This window comes from Nonomuraea zeae (assembly GCF_005889725.1).
GTDB lineage: Bacteria > Actinomycetota > Actinomycetes > Streptosporangiales > Streptosporangiaceae > Nonomuraea > Nonomuraea zeae.
In genome coordinates this window covers 1-15787 of sequence record NZ_VCKX01000282.1, presented here as the reverse complement: position 1 = coordinate 15787, position 15787 = coordinate 1, and the positions used below count along the sequence as shown (strand labels likewise).

17 protein-coding genes are annotated in these 15787 nt (G+C 71.3%); 9 read left to right on the top strand and 8 right to left on the bottom strand.

Annotation, left to right across the window (positions count from 1 at the left end; translation table 11 throughout):
* On the bottom strand, positions 1-1359 hold a 1359-nt coding region (locus tag ETD85_RS49965; protein ID WP_240779950.1), incomplete at its 3' end, for an ATP-binding protein.
* Between the two features lie 156 nt (positions 1360-1515).
* On the opposite strand from ETD85_RS49965, the gene ETD85_RS49960 reads away from it, so the two are divergent.
* Positions 1516-1872, top strand: coding sequence for a VOC family protein (locus tag ETD85_RS49960; protein ID WP_138696896.1), 357 nt, complete (start codon positions 1516-1518; stop codon positions 1870-1872).
* 79 nt (positions 1873-1951) lie between these two features.
* On the top strand, positions 1952-2563 hold the full coding sequence (locus tag ETD85_RS49955; RefSeq protein WP_138696895.1) for a VOC family protein: 612 nt from the start codon (positions 1952-1954) through the stop codon (positions 2561-2563).
* Between the two features lie 138 nt (positions 2564-2701).
* Here the strand turns inward: ETD85_RS49955 and ETD85_RS49950 are convergent, their stop codons facing one another.
* The 3 genes from ETD85_RS49950 to ETD85_RS49940 form a co-directional block, all read right to left on the bottom strand.
* Positions 2702-3541 (bottom strand): NmrA family NAD(P)-binding protein, encoded by an 840-nt coding sequence (locus ETD85_RS49950; RefSeq protein ID WP_138696894.1) that lies wholly within the window; start codon positions 3539-3541, stop codon positions 2702-2704.
* 202 nt (positions 3542-3743) lie between these two features.
* Entirely contained in the window at positions 3744-4667 is a 924-nt protein-coding gene (locus ETD85_RS49945) for an RNA polymerase sigma-70 factor (protein ID WP_138696893.1), read from the bottom strand.
* The gene (locus ETD85_RS49940; RefSeq protein ID WP_138696892.1) at positions 4664-5575 is read right to left on the bottom strand and encodes an NAD-dependent epimerase/dehydratase family protein; all 912 of its coding nucleotides are present in this window, start codon (positions 5573-5575) and stop codon (positions 4664-4666) included. Before ETD85_RS49940 ends, ETD85_RS49945 begins: the two co-directional genes overlap by 4 nt.
* 209 nt (positions 5576-5784) lie before the next feature.
* Here ETD85_RS49940 and ETD85_RS49935 point away from each other — a divergent pair, with 209 nt between their 5' ends.
* From ETD85_RS49935 to ETD85_RS49925, 3 genes are all read left to right on the top strand, one after another.
* Positions 5785-6480, top strand: a complete 696-nt coding sequence (locus ETD85_RS49935) for an NAD(P)-dependent oxidoreductase (protein ID WP_138696891.1) — start codon at positions 5785-5787, stop codon at positions 6478-6480.
* 158 nt (positions 6481-6638) lie between these two features.
* Entirely contained in the window at positions 6639-7949 is a 1311-nt protein-coding gene (locus tag ETD85_RS49930) for a cellulose binding domain-containing protein (RefSeq protein ID WP_206059374.1), read from the top strand.
* Between the two features lie 762 nt (positions 7950-8711).
* Positions 8712-9896, top strand: a complete 1185-nt coding sequence (locus ETD85_RS49925; RefSeq protein WP_170247277.1) for an alpha/beta hydrolase family protein — start codon at positions 8712-8714, stop codon at positions 9894-9896.
* A gap of 184 nt (positions 9897-10080) precedes the next feature.
* Here ETD85_RS49925 and ETD85_RS49920 read toward each other — a convergent pair whose 3' ends face one another.
* On the bottom strand, positions 10081-11250 hold the full coding sequence (locus tag ETD85_RS49920; RefSeq protein ID WP_138696889.1) for a serine hydrolase domain-containing protein: 1170 nt from the start codon (positions 11248-11250) through the stop codon (positions 10081-10083).
* Positions 11251-11275: 25 nt separating this feature from the next.
* Positions 11276-11680: a hypothetical protein gene (locus ETD85_RS49915; protein WP_138696888.1), complete on the bottom strand. Its 405-nt coding sequence runs from the start codon at positions 11678-11680 to the stop codon at positions 11276-11278.
* Positions 11681-11890: 210 nt separating this feature from the next.
* On the opposite strand from ETD85_RS49915, the gene ETD85_RS49910 reads away from it, so the two are divergent.
* Entirely contained in the window at positions 11891-12343 is a 453-nt protein-coding gene (locus tag ETD85_RS49910) for a thiamine pyrophosphate-dependent enzyme (RefSeq protein ID WP_138696887.1), read from the top strand.
* Between the two features lie 50 nt (positions 12344-12393).
* Here the strand turns inward: ETD85_RS49910 and ETD85_RS49905 are convergent, their stop codons facing one another.
* Both ETD85_RS49905 and ETD85_RS49900 read right to left on the bottom strand, forming a co-directional pair.
* Positions 12394-13257, bottom strand: a complete 864-nt coding sequence (locus ETD85_RS49905) for an alpha/beta hydrolase (protein ID WP_240779949.1) — start codon at positions 13255-13257, stop codon at positions 12394-12396.
* A 41-nt stretch (positions 13258-13298) separates the two neighbouring features.
* On the bottom strand, positions 13299-13724 hold the full coding sequence (locus ETD85_RS49900) for a malonate decarboxylase subunit alpha (protein ID WP_138696886.1): 426 nt from the start codon (positions 13722-13724) through the stop codon (positions 13299-13301).
* 133 nt (positions 13725-13857) lie between these two features.
* On the opposite strand from ETD85_RS49900, the gene ETD85_RS49895 reads away from it, so the two are divergent.
* The 3 genes from ETD85_RS49895 to ETD85_RS49885 form a co-directional block, all read left to right on the top strand.
* Positions 13858-14220 carry a gamma-glutamylcyclotransferase family protein gene (locus ETD85_RS49895; protein ID WP_206059373.1) on the top strand — a complete coding sequence of 121 codons (363 nt, stop codon included), beginning with the start codon at positions 13858-13860 and terminating at the stop codon, positions 14218-14220.
* A 562-nt stretch (positions 14221-14782) separates the two neighbouring features.
* On the top strand, positions 14783-14992 hold the full coding sequence (locus ETD85_RS49890; protein WP_138696884.1) for a hypothetical protein: 210 nt from the start codon (positions 14783-14785) through the stop codon (positions 14990-14992).
* Positions 14993-15023: 31 nt separating this feature from the next.
* A partial coding sequence (locus tag ETD85_RS49885) for an FAD/NAD(P)-binding protein (protein WP_170247276.1) occupies positions 15024-15787 on the top strand: 764 nt, incomplete at its 3' end.

Below are 15787 nucleotides of genomic sequence, written 5' to 3'. Positions count from 1 at the left end.
CTTGGCCAGGCACCAGCGAAGGTGCCGGGATCGGGCGCCGGCCAGCTCACCGGTCTCGGCGAGCCGCTCCATCCCGTACTGGCGGATGGTCTCCAGCGCTCGATACTCGGTCCCGCTCGCGGACGACGTCACCGCCAGCAGGCTCTGCTCGGCGAGCCGGGCCAGCCCCTCGGCGACCAAGCCCTCGTCCACCCCGGCCACCGCCGTACCGTCTCCAGACCCGGCCACCGTCGCGCCGTCCCCGGGCCCAACCACCGTCGCGCCGTCTCCAGAACCGGCCACCACCGCGCCGTCTCCGGACCCGACCACCTGCGCCGCCGCCCCGGCGGTGAAGGGCGCCACGAACACCGACACCCGGCGCAGCAGCGCCCGGTCGTCCGGCTCCAGCAGGGCATGGCTCCAGTCCAGTGCCGCCCGCACCGAGCGGTGCCGCTCGTCGGCCCGCGAGCCGCCGGTCAGCATCCGCAGCGGGTGGGACAGGGCCGTGGTGATGCCGTCCAGCCCGAGCGAGGGACACCGGGCGGCGGCCAGCTCGATCGCCAGCGCCATTCCATCCAGCCGCGCGCAGATCGCGCCGATCTGCTCGCGCAGGGGAGCATCGAGCGGCCGGCCCACCGCCGCCGCCCGGTCCATGAACAGCGCGACCGCGTCCGAATGGCCATCGGCCGCCAGCGACAGCGGCGGGACCGGGTAGACCCGTTCGAACGGCACCATCAACCGGGCCCGGCTGGTCGCCAGCACCGTCACCCGAGGGCACCTCGCCAGCAGCCGCTCCAGGAACAGCGCCACCCCGTCCAGCACTTGCTCGCAGTTGTCCAGGATCAGCAGAGCCTGGCGGTCGGCCAGCGCGGTGACCACGGACTCCGTCATGTCCCTGCCGGGCTGCTCGCCGAGGCCGAGCGCCCCGGCGACCGCGGTCGCGATCATGCCCGGATCGGTGACCGGGACCAGGTCGACGAACCACGCCCCGTCGGCGTACTCGCCGGACGCGTCCGCGGCCACCGCCAGCGCGAGCCGGGTCTTGCCCACCCCGCCGGGACCGACCGCGGTGACCTGGCGCTGTGCCCTGATCAGCTCGGCCAGCTCGGCCCGCTCGCTCACCCGGCCGACGAACGAGGTCAGCGGGGCCGGCAGCACCGGTGCCGGGCGGGACGGGCCGTCGCCGGCCGGCTCGGGCGCGCGCTGGGCGAGCGCCCGCCGATCCGGTACCTCCAGCTTGCGCAGCAGCGAGGAGACGTGACTCTCCACGGTACGCACCGAGATGCACAGCCGGGCCGCGATCTCGGCGTTGCTGAGATGGGCTCCGACCAGGTCCAGCACCTCGGCTTCCCGAGGCGAGATCTCCACTTCTGCTACCACTGTCCAAGTTTGACGCATTCCTTCCGCGCTCCGATCCGTGCCGCCGATCCGTGGACGGTTCCGTGGTCACCACGGATGTGGGCCGACCTGCCTCGGAGCCAAGCTGTGAACACGAACACAGCGGGTCGATCGCGACCCACGACGTCAGGAGCGACCATGACCGGCTCGTCCACCCAGGGCATCACGACCGTCCTGCACCCGGTGTCCGACCTGGCGAAGGCCAAGGCGGTGTACGCGGCCCTGCTCGGCGTGGAGCCGACGGCCGACTCGTCCTACTACGTCGGCTTCGAGGCCGGGGGCCAGCACATCGGCCTGGTGCCGGGCGGCGGGCCGCAGGGCATGACCGCGCCGGTGGCGTACTGGCACGTATCGGACATCGAGGCGAAGCTGGCCGAGCTGACCGCCGCGGGAGCCACCGTGAAGGAGGCCGCACACGACGTCGGCGGCGGGCGCCTGACGGCCACCGTCACCGACCCCGACGGCAACGTCCTCGGGCTCCTGCAGGACCGGTAGGCGCCGCCTCCCCCGCCAGTTCCGCCGCGCGGCGGACACCGACCAGATGACGAACCCACTTTCCCGCAAAGGACTTGCCATGACCTCGCTCGCGTCCATCACCCTGGAAGTTCCCGACCCCACGGCCGCCGTCGCCTTCTACGAGGCCTTCGGTCTGAGCGCTTACGTGAACGTACGCGCCTCGGATGCGCCGACGACCGGCTTCCGCGGGTTCGCGCTGTCACTCGTGGTGGCCCAGCCGGGCAACGTCGACGCCTTCGTCAGCGCCGCCCTCGACGCCGGCGCCACGACGCTGAAGCCGGCCACGAAGGGGTTCTGGGGCTACGGCGGCATCGTCCGCGCCCCGGACGGGACGATCTGCAAGATCGCGACTTCGAACAAGAAGGACACCGGCCCGGCCGCCCGGCACGTCGACCAGGTAGCGCTCCTCCTGGGAGTGGCGGACGTCAAGGCGAGCAAGCGTTTCTACGTCGAGCGCGGCCTGTCCGTGGCGAAGAGCTTCGGCGGCAAGTACGTCGAGTTCGACACCTCTTCGTCGGCCGTCACGCTGGCGCTCTACCCGCGCCGCGCCCTCGCCAAGGACACCGGCCTGCCCCAGGAGGGCACCGGATCGCACCGGATCGTGCTCGGCGGCGACGCCGGGCCCTTCACCGACCCGGACGGATTCGTCTGGGAGTCCCGCGAGGCGTGAGCAGTGGGATCTGGACGCACGCGAGCCGGCTCCGGCCGCCTGCCGACCCGGTTGATCGGACCATCCGGCGACCCCGGCCATGCACTCATCGAGGCACGGTCGAGGCGGTCGCCGTCAGGCCAGGGCGGTCGGTCGCCGTCAGGCCGGGGTCGCGCCGAAGGCCGCCGCGCGGTGGGCCACCCATTGCGCGTAGGTGAAGGCCGGTCGCCCGGTGACCTCCTCGACTGCCGGCACGACCTGCGCGGTCTTGCCGACCCGCGCCGCGAGCCCGTCGATGAGCTCGATGATCACCGGTTCGGGCATCCCGTGGCGGAGCATCTGCGCCAGGAACTGTTCCCTGGGCTGCTCCTCGAACCGCACCTTCCGCCCGATCGTCTCCCCGATGATCCGCACCCGCTCGATCTGGGTCAGCGACTGCGGCCCGGTGAGGAGGTACGCCTCGCCGGCGCGCGGGTCGAGAAGCGCGCGGACGGCGACCGCGGCGATGTCGCGCGGGTCGACCGGAGCCAGCGCGGCCTCACCGTACACCCCGCGGACGACCCCCTCGCCCGCGATCTGCGGCGCCCAGACGAGGTCGTTCGTCATGAACGCGTCGGGGCGCACGAAGGTCCACGGCACCCCGGACGCTTCGACCGCCTGCTCCAGCCGCCGGTGCTGTTCCCCGACCCACCCGGGCGTGGCGAACGTGACGGCCGATGAGGACAGCAGCACGACATGCCGCAGACCGGCTTTCCGCGCCGCGTCGAGGAAGCCGCCGACGGCGTCGAAGACGGGGAACAGGAAGGCCCGCTCGACGCCGGACAGCGCCTCCGCCAGGGTGCCGGGCCGGGTCAGGTCGCCGGGCACGACCTCGACGCCGTCAGGAAGGGAATGGCCGCCGGGGTTGCGGGTGAGCACGCGTACCTTCTCGCCCGCGTCGAGCAGTTGGCGTACGACGTTGGCGCCGACGTTACCGGTGCCACCGGTTACCAGAATCATGGTGAATGTCTCCTGTCTTGGGGTAATGGGGTTCTCTGCGTGGCCGCCGGGTCAGTCGTCGGAGCCGGCGACCTTGAGCAGCCGCCCTGCTCGCGCAGGTAGAGCGGCCTCGACGAAGCTGCGGCCCGGGCCACGGGACGAGCCGGTGACGAACCAGACCTTGCTCACGACGGCCTTGCGTTCTTCCTGTGGTGGTGCGTGGTCAGTCCACGGGCCGGCGGGCCTGGTTCGCCTCGCGGACGACCGCCCAGGTGTCCGCCACCGGGCCCAGGTGCCCGAGCTTGTCGGGGTTGATCACCGCGCGGATCATCTGGATCTGCCCGTCGAGGATGTCGAGCGCCAAGGTGTTGACGACCCGGCCGTCCCGGTCGCGGAAGATCGCGCCCGGCTGGCCGTTCACCTCGTGCGGCTCCACGGCGCCGCCGATACGGACGAACGGCGTGACGATCGCGGCCAGCGTCCGGGCCACGTTCGCGGCGCCGACAATGCCCTTGCCCCACAGCGGGGCCTTGCCGCCGCTGTCGCCGACCATCTGAACGTCAGCGGCGAGCAGCTCCCGCAGCCCGGCGACGTCGCCCGCGCTGAAGGCGGCGAAGAATCGCCCGGCGAGCTGTTCCCGCTCCCGGCGATCCGCCTCGAAGCGAGCGCGTCCCGCGTCCATGTGGCGGCGCGCCCGTACCGCGAGCTGGCGGCAGGCCGCCTCCGAGCGGCCCACCGCCGACGCGACCTCGCCGAAGCCGAACCCGAACACCTCCCGCAGCACGAAGACCGCGCGCTCCAGCGGGCTGAGCCGCTCCAGCAGCAGCAGGGCCGCCATCGACACCGAGTCGGCCAGCTCCGCCGACCGCTCCGGGTCCTCGTACGGGTCGGCCAGCAGCGGCTCGGGGAACCACTCCCCGGCGTACTCCTCCCGCCGGACGCGCGCCGAGCGCAGCACGTCGATCGCGATCCGGGACACCGTGGCCGACAGGAACCCCTTGGCCGACTCGGGTTGCGTCGTGGAGGACTCCCAGCGCAGCCAGGTCTCCTGGACCGCGTCCTCGGCCTCGCTCACGCTGCCGAGAATCCGGTAGGCGATCGAGAACAGCAGCGGCCGCAGCTCCTCGAACTCCTCGGCCCGCCTCACGCCAGCTCCTCCTTGAAACCCTGGCGCCAGGAGGGGTAGCGCAGCTGCCAGCCGAGCTCCCGCTTGGCCTTGGCGTTGGAGAAGCCGCGCCCCTCGGTCATCATCGCCACCGCCGTCCTGCCGGCCAGCGGCCGGGCCAGCCAAGTGGGCACCCGCATCGGCGGCTTCGCCCCCGCGCACGCGGCGAGGTAGGGCAGCCACTCGCCGGCCGGGGCCGGCTCGTCGTCGACGATGTTGAACACGCCCTTCGCCCGGTGCTCCACGGCCAGGACGGTGGCGCTCGCCGCGTCGTCGAGATGCACCCACGAGCTGTGGCCGCGGCCGTTCCCGACGACCGGGTACTGCCGCTTGCGCACGAGCTCGACCTGATCGTCGGTGGCGCCGGGCCCGTAGAACGCGCCGTAGCGCAGGACGGTGCCACCGGCTCCGACGACCGCGGCCTCAAGGTGGCGGATCGCCTCCGCCCCCTTGCCCGTGCTCGTCGGGTCCAGCGGGTCCTCCTCGGTCTTCACCCACCCGCCCTCGCGGATGCCGTTCCAGGAGGCGTAGCTCTGCGCCACGAAATCGGACACGCCGATCGCTTCGGCGGCGGCCAGCAGGTGGTCCGTCCCCTCGGTGCGCAGCCGGTTGGTGGTGGCGAACCAGCGATCGAAGTGCTTGATATCGGGCTTGCCGGATATGGCGGTCATCTGGTGCACGATCACGTCCGGCCGGGCCTGCGCCACCGCCTCGCCGACCGAGCTCGCATCCAGCCCGTCCATCACGACCGCCTCGGCGCCCAGCCGCGCCAGCAGGCCCAGCTTGGCCGTGCCCGTCGTCGTCGCCGTCACCTGGTGGCCACGCGCCACAAGCTGCGGCACCAGCCGCCGCCCCAGCACCCCTGCCCCGCCGGCCACGAACACCCGCATGACCATCACCTTCCCGACGTCAGTTTCTGTCTCCGCTACCTGGGACGAGACAGCCCGGCCGCCTGTGACATGAGGGGCAGAAGTCGGCTCACAGCCGTCCATGTCACAGAACGACCCTGCTGTCTCGTCCCGGGAAGGACGGTCGCCGCCGATCGGACGCGGCCGGCCGCTGCCGGGATCCCGGACATCACCACGGAAGGACAGCCGTCATGCGTATCGCCGTCTTCGGGGCCAACGGCCCCACCGGCCGCCTGCTCACCGACCAGGCACTCGCCGCCGGACACCAGGTCGCCGCGATCACCCGGCGGCCGGAGTCGTTCCCGCTGCGCCATGATCGGCTCGAGGTGATCGGCGCTGACGTGCTCGATCCGGTGGCCGTGGACGGCGTCGTGGCGGAGCGGGACGCGGTGCTCTCGACGCTCGGGGTGCCCGCCGGGAAGGAGCCGATCAGCACCTATTCGCGGGGCGTGACGAACATCGTCGCCGCGATGAAGCGCCATGGGGTGCGCCGGCTCGCCGTGGTGAGCTCCAGCGGGGTCGCGCCGCGCTCGTACTCCGACGGGGGGTTCCTGTTCAACCGGGTGTTGCTGCCCTACGTGACGCGGGTGCTGGGCAAGACGCTGTACGACGACATGCGGCGGATGGAGGCGCTGGTCCGCGCGAGCGATCTGGACTGGACGATCGTGCGCCCGAGCGGCCTTTACCACCTGCCGTCGGCCACCGACTACACCCTCGTCGAGGAGCACGCCGACGGCAGGTTCACCGCCCGTGCGGACCTGGCCGCGAGCCTGCTGGCCGTGCTGGACGACGACCGCTACCTGCGCACCACCGTCGGCGTCATCACCACCGTCGACAACCCCAGCCTGCTCCAGTGGATCCGCCGCGAAGCACTCGCCAAGAGCTGAGCCGGGTAGCCGTCATGCCGTGCCGAGGAGGGGTGGCCCGGCGACCTGATGAAAGTTGCAGGCTTTCGGCGGCGTTCGCCCAGGTCGCCCACCTCCGCGATTGACAGGCCATCGCTCCCGCGGAAAGGGTCATTTCACCCTTTCGAGTTGGGGGTCCGATGACCTACGCCCGTCGCCGGTTGCTCTCCATCCTGCTTCCCGGTTTCCTGGTCGCGCTGTGCGCCCTGGTGCCGTTGATGCAACAATCCGCCGACGCGGTCAGCGACCCGCCCGGCCCGGTGACGGGCAACGCGACGTACTTCGACGGGCTCGGCATGCCGTACGGCGGCTGCGGGGTGCCCCAGGCGAACCTGGACTCACCCGACTTCGTCGCACTCAACGTCTACAACACGCCCGGCGACTACACCTTCTATCCCCGGCCGCTGACGGGAGCCGACCTCAGCAAGGCCGGGTTGTGGAACAACGGCCTGAACTGCGGCCGCTACGTACAGGTGGAGATCAGCGACTTCTGCACGGGCACCAACGACGGCGCGCAGAACCAGGCGTTCTGCCGGAACGGCTCCTGGAGCCCCGACGCCTACAACGGCGCGAAGCTGACCATGCTGGTCGCCGACAGCTGCGGTGACTCCAACGCCTGGTGCCGCGACGACCCCTACCACCTGGACCTGTCCAAGGACTCGCTCAACCGGTTCGTGAAGAACGGCGCCGCCGTCGGGGACCTGTATCCCAGCCACTGGAACAACCGGCGCGTCACCTGGTCGTTCATCCCCGCGCCGGGCTACAGCGGCGACATCGACATCGGCTTCCTGCAGTCCGCCCAGGTCTGGTGGCCGGCCATCACCGTCTCGCACCTGGCCAACGGCATCCACGGCGTCGAGTACTTCGCCGACGGGGCGTGGCGGCGCGCCCGGATGAACGGCGACATGGGCCAGTCGTACGTCATCGGCGGGACCACATCGGGCGCGAGCCAGTTCCAGATCCGGGTGCGGGACGTCACGGACACGCTGATCAACGGCGGGCGCGTGTACAGCTTCACGCTTCCCTCCGCCTGCAGCCCGCAGTGCGGCGCGCCCTACACGAAGGCCGCCTACACCACCTCGGACGGCTCGACCGCCACGCCCACGGCGACCCCCACCGTCACCCCGACCGTCACCCCGACCGGCGGCGCGGGCGTCTCCTGCAGCGTGAACGCCCAGGTCGCCAGCACCTGGCAGGGCGGCTTCACGAGCAACGTCACCGTGCGGAACACCGGCGCCACGACCTGGGCCAACTGGACGCTCACGTGGACCATGCCGGCCGGCGTGACCCTGGTGAGCGCCTGGGGCTCCACCATCACGTCGTCCGGCACCACCTGGACGATCAAGGCGCCGAGCTGGGCGACCAGTCTGGCGCCAGGCGCCTCGGCCACCTTCGGCTTCCAGGCCGGCGGCCCATCCACCCCCGGCCCCGCCGGCATCACCTGCTCCTAGGCATCCTCCTGGCCACCGCCCGTGTCGGCCGTCCCCCGGGGCAAGGGTCACGTGACGGATCGATGACTCTGTGTAAGAGATGGGTCGGTGTCCAACAGTCAGCGAGGCCCGCATCGCCGTCGGCAACCCGTCAGACGCCCTGGAGTGGACGATGTCGGGCATCGGCGCCTCCGCTCGCCCGCTCGCGCAAACCGATGGCTCTTCCCAAGATGGTCACGGAGACTTGGAGGGCTGAGCGCGGGCAGGCCCACCTGCACGCCTTCGTCGATCGGACGGATCGTGCGCCCATGAGCAAGGGCGGGCGCCTGCGACGTACAGCACACCTCTTTGGCGTTGGTAGCCGACCACCGAGACCGGGGGTCCTCGGCACCCAGCTCGCCCATCCGCCCGGCAATCTTGTCACCGAGCTTGTCCGCAGCGGCCGCATCTCCTTGTCCGAGCAGAGCGGACAGCAGATGACCAAGCCATGGCCGGCCTCCAGGCCGCAGCAGGGTGAGATGCGCCGAGCTCGCCGCTGAGATGCAGACGACGATCTCGACGGCCTGGCGACACCAGTTGGCCTGCGTCACGATGACCCACCCTCAGCGGATAATGATCTTCAGGAGAGGGGAAGGGAGCCGGCTCGGCGGGGGGCCGTCGGCCGGGTGCGGGAATCGTGCCGAGGTAGCAGTACCGGATGTCACCATCCTCCCGGCGGAGAGGGTGCAAGACAGCACCGCAGGAGGACGCGGCCGCAGGCCGGTGCCGCCTATCGTCGGCGTCGTGAGCACGAACGCGCACCTCAGCCGTAGGAAGCTGCTCATCTCAGGGGCGGGCCTCACCGCTCTGGCGGCCGTGGGGACCCTCGCGGGTGCCCCTGGTCACGCCGTGGCCAACACCACACCGGTATCGCCGCCGCGGTTGTCGCTGCCCGCGCCGACCGGCCGGTACCGGGTTGGCACGACCGCGATGCACCTGGTCGACCGTTCGCGTACCGACCCGCTGGCCCCATCGAGCCGCCCCCGGGAGCTGATGGTGCGACTCTGGTACCCGGCCGCGGCCGGGCGCCGACCCGCTGCCGGATACCTGACACCCGGCCTCGCAGCTGTGCTGACCGCCCAGCTCAACGCCGCAAGCGGCACCGACTATCCGGCCGGCCTGCTGACCTTTCCCACCCACAGCGGCCAGGACGCGCCGGCCGCCGGCGGCTCTCGCCGGCCGATCGTCCTGTTCTCGCCCGGCCTGGCGACCCAGGCCGCCCTCTACACGGGCCTGACCGAACATCTGGCCAGCCGCGGCTACATCGTCGCCGGCATCGACCATACCTTCGAGGCCGTCGTCGAGTTTCCCGGCGGGCGCATCGAGACCCCGCCGGGGCAGGTGCACGACGACGTCGTCCTGCCGGTACGGGTGGCCGACCTCCGCTTCGTCCTCGATCGGCTCACCGCGATCGCCGCCGGTCACCACGACGCCGTAACCCACCGGCTTCCGGCCGGACTGGCCGATACGCTCGATGCGACCGTCGTCGCCGCGGTCGGCCACTCCATCGGCAGCCTCGCCGTGGTCGAAGCCCTCGATCACGATCCGCGCATCGACGCCGGCGCAGCACTCGACGGCAATCCCCTGGGCGCCGCCAGCCTCGCGCAGCCGTTCCTGATGATGGGCAACCAGAACCACCGCCGGGCTGACGACCCGGACTGGGCCGCCTTCTACGACCGGCTGCGCGGCCCACGCCTGCACCTGGTCATCGACGGCGCCGGACACCGCGACCTCACCGACATCACCATCTTCAAAGCCACCCTCGACCTGTCGGCGCTCTTCGACGTCGGCCCCATCAGGGGGACCCGGGCACTGGGCATCGAACGCGCCTACCTCGCCGCCTGGCTCGACCGCAGCCTCCTCGGCCGCGCCGGCCCCCTGCTGGCCGGCGAGTCCCACCGCTTCCCCGAAGTCGACTTCCAGCCCTAACCCGCATCCGACTGCCAGGTTCCGGGGCCCGGCGCTCGCGTCGCTGTCACCAGGGGCAAAGTAGGGCGTTGCCCCAAGGCCAGAGCGGGGTGACGGCTGCGGCGCCCGACTCCGAGTTGCGTCCGGGAGCTCCCGGTTACTCCCAGCTACTTGGCGTCTGGTGGCACGGGCCCGAGCGCCGGGCCTACTGAGCAGCCCCCGACGGTGTGCTGCAGAACACCGTCTGGACCAGCCCGTCCAGCAGCTTCTGGAAGTCCTTCACCGGCCCGCGGGTCGCCGAGTCCACCCAGGTCACCGAGCCGGTCAGGGTCGTCTTGCCGTCGGGCGAGCTGTACATCAGCGTCCCGTAGCCGTGCGGCGGGCTGCCGTTGTGCTGGTAGACGGTGCCGCAGCCCTGGCCCAGGTCCTGCGCGAACACCCCGAGTCCGTAGCTGAGCTTCCCGGACGGCTCGCGCATCTCCTCCAGCAGCGCGGGCGGCAGGATCTTGCCGCTGTTCAGCGTGGTGAAGAACGTGGTCAGATCCTGCGTCGTCGAGACCAGGTCACCGGCGCCGCCCAGCAGGGACAGGTTCTGCCGGGAGATGTCGAATGTCTTGCCCTGGTAGCTGTAGTAGGCGTGCGCGTACGGCCCGGTCAGTTGCGTGCGGTTGCCTGCCTGCCGGGTGGCCGACAGGCCGAGGGGGCGCAGGATCCGCTGCTGCAACTGCTCGGCGTACGGGCGGCCGGTGACCTTCTCGATCAGCAGCAGCGCCAGCGTGTAGTTGGTGTTGGAGTAGTTCTGGTCCGTCCCGGGTTCGAAGCGCGCGGGCTTGGACAGCGCCAGCCGTACCAGCTCTTCGGGCTCGTAGCTGCGGAAGCGGTTCTTCAGCCATTCGTCGCCGGTGGCGGGGATGCCGGGGGCGAACGTGCCGTCGTCGTAGTACTCGCCGGTGTAGTTGAACAGGCCGCTGGTGTGCTGCAGCATCATGCGCACGGTGATCCGGGGGTCCAGCCCGAGGTCGGGCAGGTAGGTGGCCACCGGGGCGTCGAGCTTGACCTTGCCGTCGGCGACGAGCTGGAGCACCAGGGTCGCGGTGAACGGCTTGATGACGCTGCCGGTCCAGAACCGCCCGTTCGTCGACGGCTTGGCGGGCCGGCCGAGCTTGCTCACTCCGGCGCTGGCGACCCACTCACCCGCCTGGTCGTTCACGCGCAGTTGCACCCCGGTGAATCCGGCGTCGACGAACGCCTGCATGGCCTTCTGCAGTTCGGGGCGGTCCTGGGCGGGGGCGGCCGTGGCAGGGGTGGCGACTGCGGCGGCCAGCAGCGCGGCGGTCAGCGTGGTGACGGCCAGGCGTCGCGTAATCGTGGTCATGATGTCCTTCTCTCCGGGGTCGTGGTCAGGCGGCGGCGAGCGCGTCGGTGATCTTGCGGGCCATGGCGGCCACGGTGGGGCTGGGCTCGCCCTGGTGGGTACGGGCGGCGGCCTCGACCGAGACGGTGATGGTGCGGCGGAAGTTGTCGGCCTCGTCCGGCGCCTGCTGCTTGAGCAGGGCCACGGACGCGGTCAGCGCCGGCAGCACCTGGTCGGCGAGGTCGGCGACCGTCTTGCCCCACTTCACGCCCTTGGGCGCCTTGGTCAGCACGTGCCCGACCACACCGGTCGCCGAGGTCAGCGCGATGGAGCCCTCGGTGCCGGCCTTGTGGGCCGAGCGGGCGACGCTGGCGGCGGACATCAGCGAGACGGCGCCCCACGCGGCGGTGCGGAGGGTGAGCTGGTCCTGGTCGGTGAGGGTGATGGTCATGATGGTGAACTCCCGTTTCGGATCGGTTGTCGTGCTGTTGAGATCAAAGGTCGCCGATCGCGCTGACACGGGCCGGTCACCGTACTGACGCGAGCTCTGACACGGGCTCAGGGCACGACATCGGTGGCGCATGCCGCCGGAAGTTCAGCGGTCATCACGCGCGGCGCAGGACCTCCCGCTGGAAGACCTCTTCGGGTTCGGTCATGATCCATGCGGGCACGGGCGGCGCCGTGCGGCCTGCAGATCGCCGCTGAGCGCCACCTCGGCGGACATGCTGCGCGACCGCCTCACGATCACCGGCACAAGTCGCTGTTCTACCCGGCCGCGGGCGGTCAGGGCTGGGGGCTGCCCGCTGCGATCGGGCTGCGGCTGGGCTGCCCCGAGCGGCTCGTCGTCGCCCTGATCGAGGACGGGGCCATGCAGTACGCGCCGTCCGCCATCTGGATCGCGGCCCGATGCCGGGTGGCGGTGACGTTCGTGGTCTGTGACAACACGACCAGGTACCGCGCTTTGCAGGAGTTCTCCGAGGCCCTGCGCGTCCCCGAGGGCGACTACCTGGACATCGCCGCCATCGGCTCCTGGACATCGCCCGAGGCTACGGTCTCGACGCTCATCGCGCCGAGTCCCTCCAGGGCCTCACGGAGCTCGTGCACGAGGGGATGACCTCGGAGAGTCCGCGCCTGGTGGAGATCCACCAGCGCCTGGCGCGCTCCCTAGCGCACCGAGCAGATCGCGGACCTGATCACCGACGTCACCGCGCCCGGATGCGAGATGAGGGTCAGGTGTGATCCGCCCTGGAAGGTGGTGACCTTCGAGTGGGCCCGCTCGGCCATGGACCTCTGCGAGTCAGGGGTGATGATCCGATCGCCGCTGCTGATGAAATACCAGGACGGGATCGTCTTCCACGCCGCGGCCTTCGACGGGGTCATGAACGCGCTGGTCGAGGCGGCCCGCTGGGCGGCCCACAGGCGTACGGCGGTGTCCCGCGGCAGGTCGGAGCCGAACGAGCGGACGAACGGGTCCTGCTTGAGATACAGGTCCTTGGCTCCCTCGGGCGCTCCTGCGTAGGGCACCGTGTCGTAGAGCGAGTCCGGGCTCGCGCCGAGGGCGGACCCGGCCCCGCTGAGCTGGGCGGTGGTCTCCCCGACGTCCGGGGCCGCGGCGTCGACGTACACGAGCGCCTTGACGCCGGGGACGTTCGCGGCGGCGTTGGTGATCACCGAGCCTCCGTAGGAATGCCCTACGAGCACGATCGGACCGCGCACGGTCTTCAGGAAGTCGGCGACGGTCTCGGCGTCGCTGGTCAGGTTCCGGAGCGGATTCGCTATGACCCGCGCGACGTAGCCCGCTCGCCGCACCGCGTCCGCTTCGCCGTTCCAGCTCGAGGTGTCGGCCCAGGCTCCGTGGACCATGACGACCGTCGGTTTGGTCTGAGCCGGCGACGGGCACGGCCGCGGGTCGGCGGGGGCGTCCGCCGTGGCCGGCCGGGCGCCGGCCGCCGACCACGTCACCGGCATGGTGACCAGGGTGAACGCCGCCATGAACGTCATCATCCTTCTGCGGTGCGCGAAAGTCATCTGCTCCCCCTCTGCCGAACAGCGCTTGGTCGACCGGTTGCTCAGGGCGCGCGCTCGACGTAGGTGTGAATCGCCCCGACCTCGACCTCGACCTTGCCGTCGGCCGGCAACTGCGCCGTGCGCATGCTCTGCGGGCCGGCGGAGGCGATGTCGAGACGGCGGGCCACCCCCCTCTCGAACACATCCAGGTGCTCCCGCAGGCTGATCGAGGAAATCAGCAGACGCAGGTCACGCACCACCTCCGGATCGCACCCGGCCGGCGCCTCGGCCAGGAAATCCGCCTGCTTCCGGTTGTCGCCCTCCAGCGCCACCCGGTCCCCGGGGCGCAGCACCGCCTGGAGGGTGTCCCCCATCCGCTCGGCGTCCACCACCCGGCCGGAGCCGAAACGGCTGACCGCGTCCAGGCGCTGCCGCTTGCCGGCCCGCCGCCGCGTCCAGTCTCGAGCGGCCACCTTGGTGCGTGCCATCCCTCGCCCCCGTCCAGTGCTGACTCGGGTCTGCTGCCGCGAGAGGTGTGGGAGTAACTCAAAGGTGGCTAAAGACTGCCTGTGGCCCCGGCCGCCGCGTGGGTGTGATCGGGGCTCCGGCAAGATGGGTCACATGGTTGATCACCCTGTCGTTCTGTTCTCCTACGGCACGCTGCGCCGGCGTGAGGTGCAGCTGTCGGTGTTCGGCCGCGAGGTGAGCGGCACTCCGGACGGGTTGCCCGGCTACCGGCTGTCCCTGGTGGAGATCACCGATCCGCACGTCATCGCGATCAGCGGTGCCACCCGTCATCCGATCCTGGCGGCCACGGGAAATGCCGCCGACGTGGTCGAAGGCACCGCGCTCCGCCTGAGCGAGGACGAGCTCGCCAAGGCCGACGACTACGAGGTCGATGACTACCAGCGGGTCCTCGTACCGCTGACGTCGGGTCTGCACGGCTGGGTGTACGCGGCCGCACCCGGCGGGCCGCCGGAGTGACCCTGGGCATCCGCACCCTCGGCGCGCTCGACAGGCGACCTTCCGCCTGCCCGGCTCATCTCGCGGCCGTCCGCATCAGGCGCAGGGCCGCTTCGGCGCTCTCATATCTCCAGGAGGCCACCAGGTGCTCGAACCCGTCCGCCTGGTCGCGCCGCGCACGCAGGCCGGCGATGATCGGCCTGATCCGCTCCGCCTGCGCCTGCAGCAGTGGCCGTGGATCCGCCCCAGCCCGGCTCCGTGCCCGACGGCGCGATCAGCGAGAGCTCGACCAGCCGGTCGAGGGCGCGGTAGACGCGCGGCCGCGGCACCTGCCAGATCGTCCCGACAGGCCCGGTCGGGGCGGTGAGCCGGGGACGGCGAGACCGAGCGCGGTCCCCTCCGCGACCAGCGCGAGCACGACCCACTCGGTGAGCGACAGCCCAGGAGAGTCCACGCATCCAAGGGCAGGGCCGACCGCGACGGCCGTCCGGCCCTGAGTAGTCTCAAGAGCACTAGCCGTCGGGGTTTCGGAGGACTTCCAGGTGAGTGCGACCAAGGCGTCCGGCTTAAGGCTCGGCCCGGGATGAAACCCAGACCGAACGCCATCTGCCTCGGAGGCCCCTGCGACGGCAGGCTCACCCGGATCCACCAGGACGTCGGCATCGTGCAGGTGCCGTGCGAGTCGTCCGGCAGGCCCCTGAGCATCGCCTACCGAATCACCTCCAGGCGCGTGCACCACCCGTCAAGCGAGGTCCCGTTCACCGTGCTCACCTGGGCCGACGCCGCGCCATAAATCCTGTATATCCCACAGGTATAGTCGGGTTATGGCTCCACCATCGGTCACCGTCGTCGGGGGCGGCGCGAGCGGCGCGCTCGCCGCGATCCATCTGCTGCGGCACGCCCGCGCCGCCGGGGCGGCCTTGACCGTCACGCTCCTCGACCAGGGCGGCCGGCACGCGCTCGGCCAGGCATACGCCACCACGGACCCGCACCACCTGCTCAACACCCGCGCCGACCGGATGAGCGCCCTCGACGGCGACCCGGACCACCTGCTGGCCTGGGCCCGCACCACAGGCGTGCGGGTCAACAGGACCGCAGGTGCAACGGTCAACGGGGCCGCAGGCGTGGACGTCAACGGCGCCGCAGGCGTGGACGTCAACGGCGCCAACTACCTGCCGCGCGTCGTCTATGGCCGCTACCTGCGCGAGGTCCTGGCCGCGGCAGAGGATCCGCCCGTCCGCACGCTCGACCGCGTCACCGGCACGGCCGTCTCCCTGGACGGCGACCACACGGTACGGCTGGCGGACGGCCGGCACCTCCACGCGGACGCGGTCGTCCTGGCCCTCGGCAACCGGAGCCCCGCCCCCGTCCCGGGCCTGACCGGACATCCCCGCCACGTCGCCGACCCGTGGGCAAGCGGCGCGCTGGCCAGGATCGGCGACGGCACGCCCGTGCTGGTGCTCGGCACCGGGCTGACCATGGTGGACGTCGCCCTCACCGTGACCAGGGCACATCCGGGCACGGTGGTGTACGCGCTGTCCCGGCACGCCCTCCTCCCCCTGTCTCTTAGCCACACGTGCCTCATCTG

What these genes read in the sequence shown, in the direction of transcription:
- ETD85_RS49940 (WP_138696892.1), bottom strand. Translation starts at nt 5,575, where the DNA reads ATGCGGGTGTTCGTGGCCGGCGGGGCAGGGGTGCTGGGGCGGCGGCTG.
- ETD85_RS49895 (WP_206059373.1), top strand. Translation starts at nt 13,858, where the DNA reads ATGGTTGATCACCCTGTCGTTCTGTTCTCCTACGGCACGCTGCGCCGG.
- ETD85_RS49890 (WP_138696884.1), top strand. Translation starts at nt 14,783, where the DNA reads ATGAAACCCAGACCGAACGCCATCTGCCTCGGAGGCCCCTGCGACGGC.
- ETD85_RS49905 (WP_240779949.1), bottom strand. Translation starts at nt 13,257, where the DNA reads ATGACTTTCGCGCACCGCAGAAGGATGATGACGTTCATGGCGGCGTTC.
- ETD85_RS49955 (WP_138696895.1), top strand. Translation starts at nt 1,952, where the DNA reads ATGACCTCGCTCGCGTCCATCACCCTGGAAGTTCCCGACCCCACGGCC.
- ETD85_RS49915 (WP_138696888.1), bottom strand. Translation starts at nt 11,680, where the DNA reads ATGACCATCACCCTCACCGACCAGGACCAGCTCACCCTCCGCACCGCC.
- ETD85_RS49935 (WP_138696891.1), top strand. Translation starts at nt 5,785, where the DNA reads ATGCGTATCGCCGTCTTCGGGGCCAACGGCCCCACCGGCCGCCTGCTC.
- ETD85_RS49900 (WP_138696886.1), bottom strand. Translation starts at nt 13,724, where the DNA reads ATGGCACGCACCAAGGTGGCCGCTCGAGACTGGACGCGGCGGCGGGCC.
- ETD85_RS49920 (WP_138696889.1), bottom strand. Translation starts at nt 11,250, where the DNA reads ATGACCACGATTACGCGACGCCTGGCCGTCACCACGCTGACCGCCGCG.
- ETD85_RS49960 (WP_138696896.1), top strand. Translation starts at nt 1,516, where the DNA reads ATGACCGGCTCGTCCACCCAGGGCATCACGACCGTCCTGCACCCGGTG.
- ETD85_RS49930 (WP_206059374.1), top strand. Translation starts at nt 6,639, where the DNA reads ATGACCTACGCCCGTCGCCGGTTGCTCTCCATCCTGCTTCCCGGTTTC.
- ETD85_RS49910 (WP_138696887.1), top strand. Translation starts at nt 11,891, where the DNA reads ATGCGGGCACGGGCGGCGCCGTGCGGCCTGCAGATCGCCGCTGAGCGC.
- ETD85_RS49950 (WP_138696894.1), bottom strand. Translation starts at nt 3,541, where the DNA reads ATGATTCTGGTAACCGGTGGCACCGGTAACGTCGGCGCCAACGTCGTA.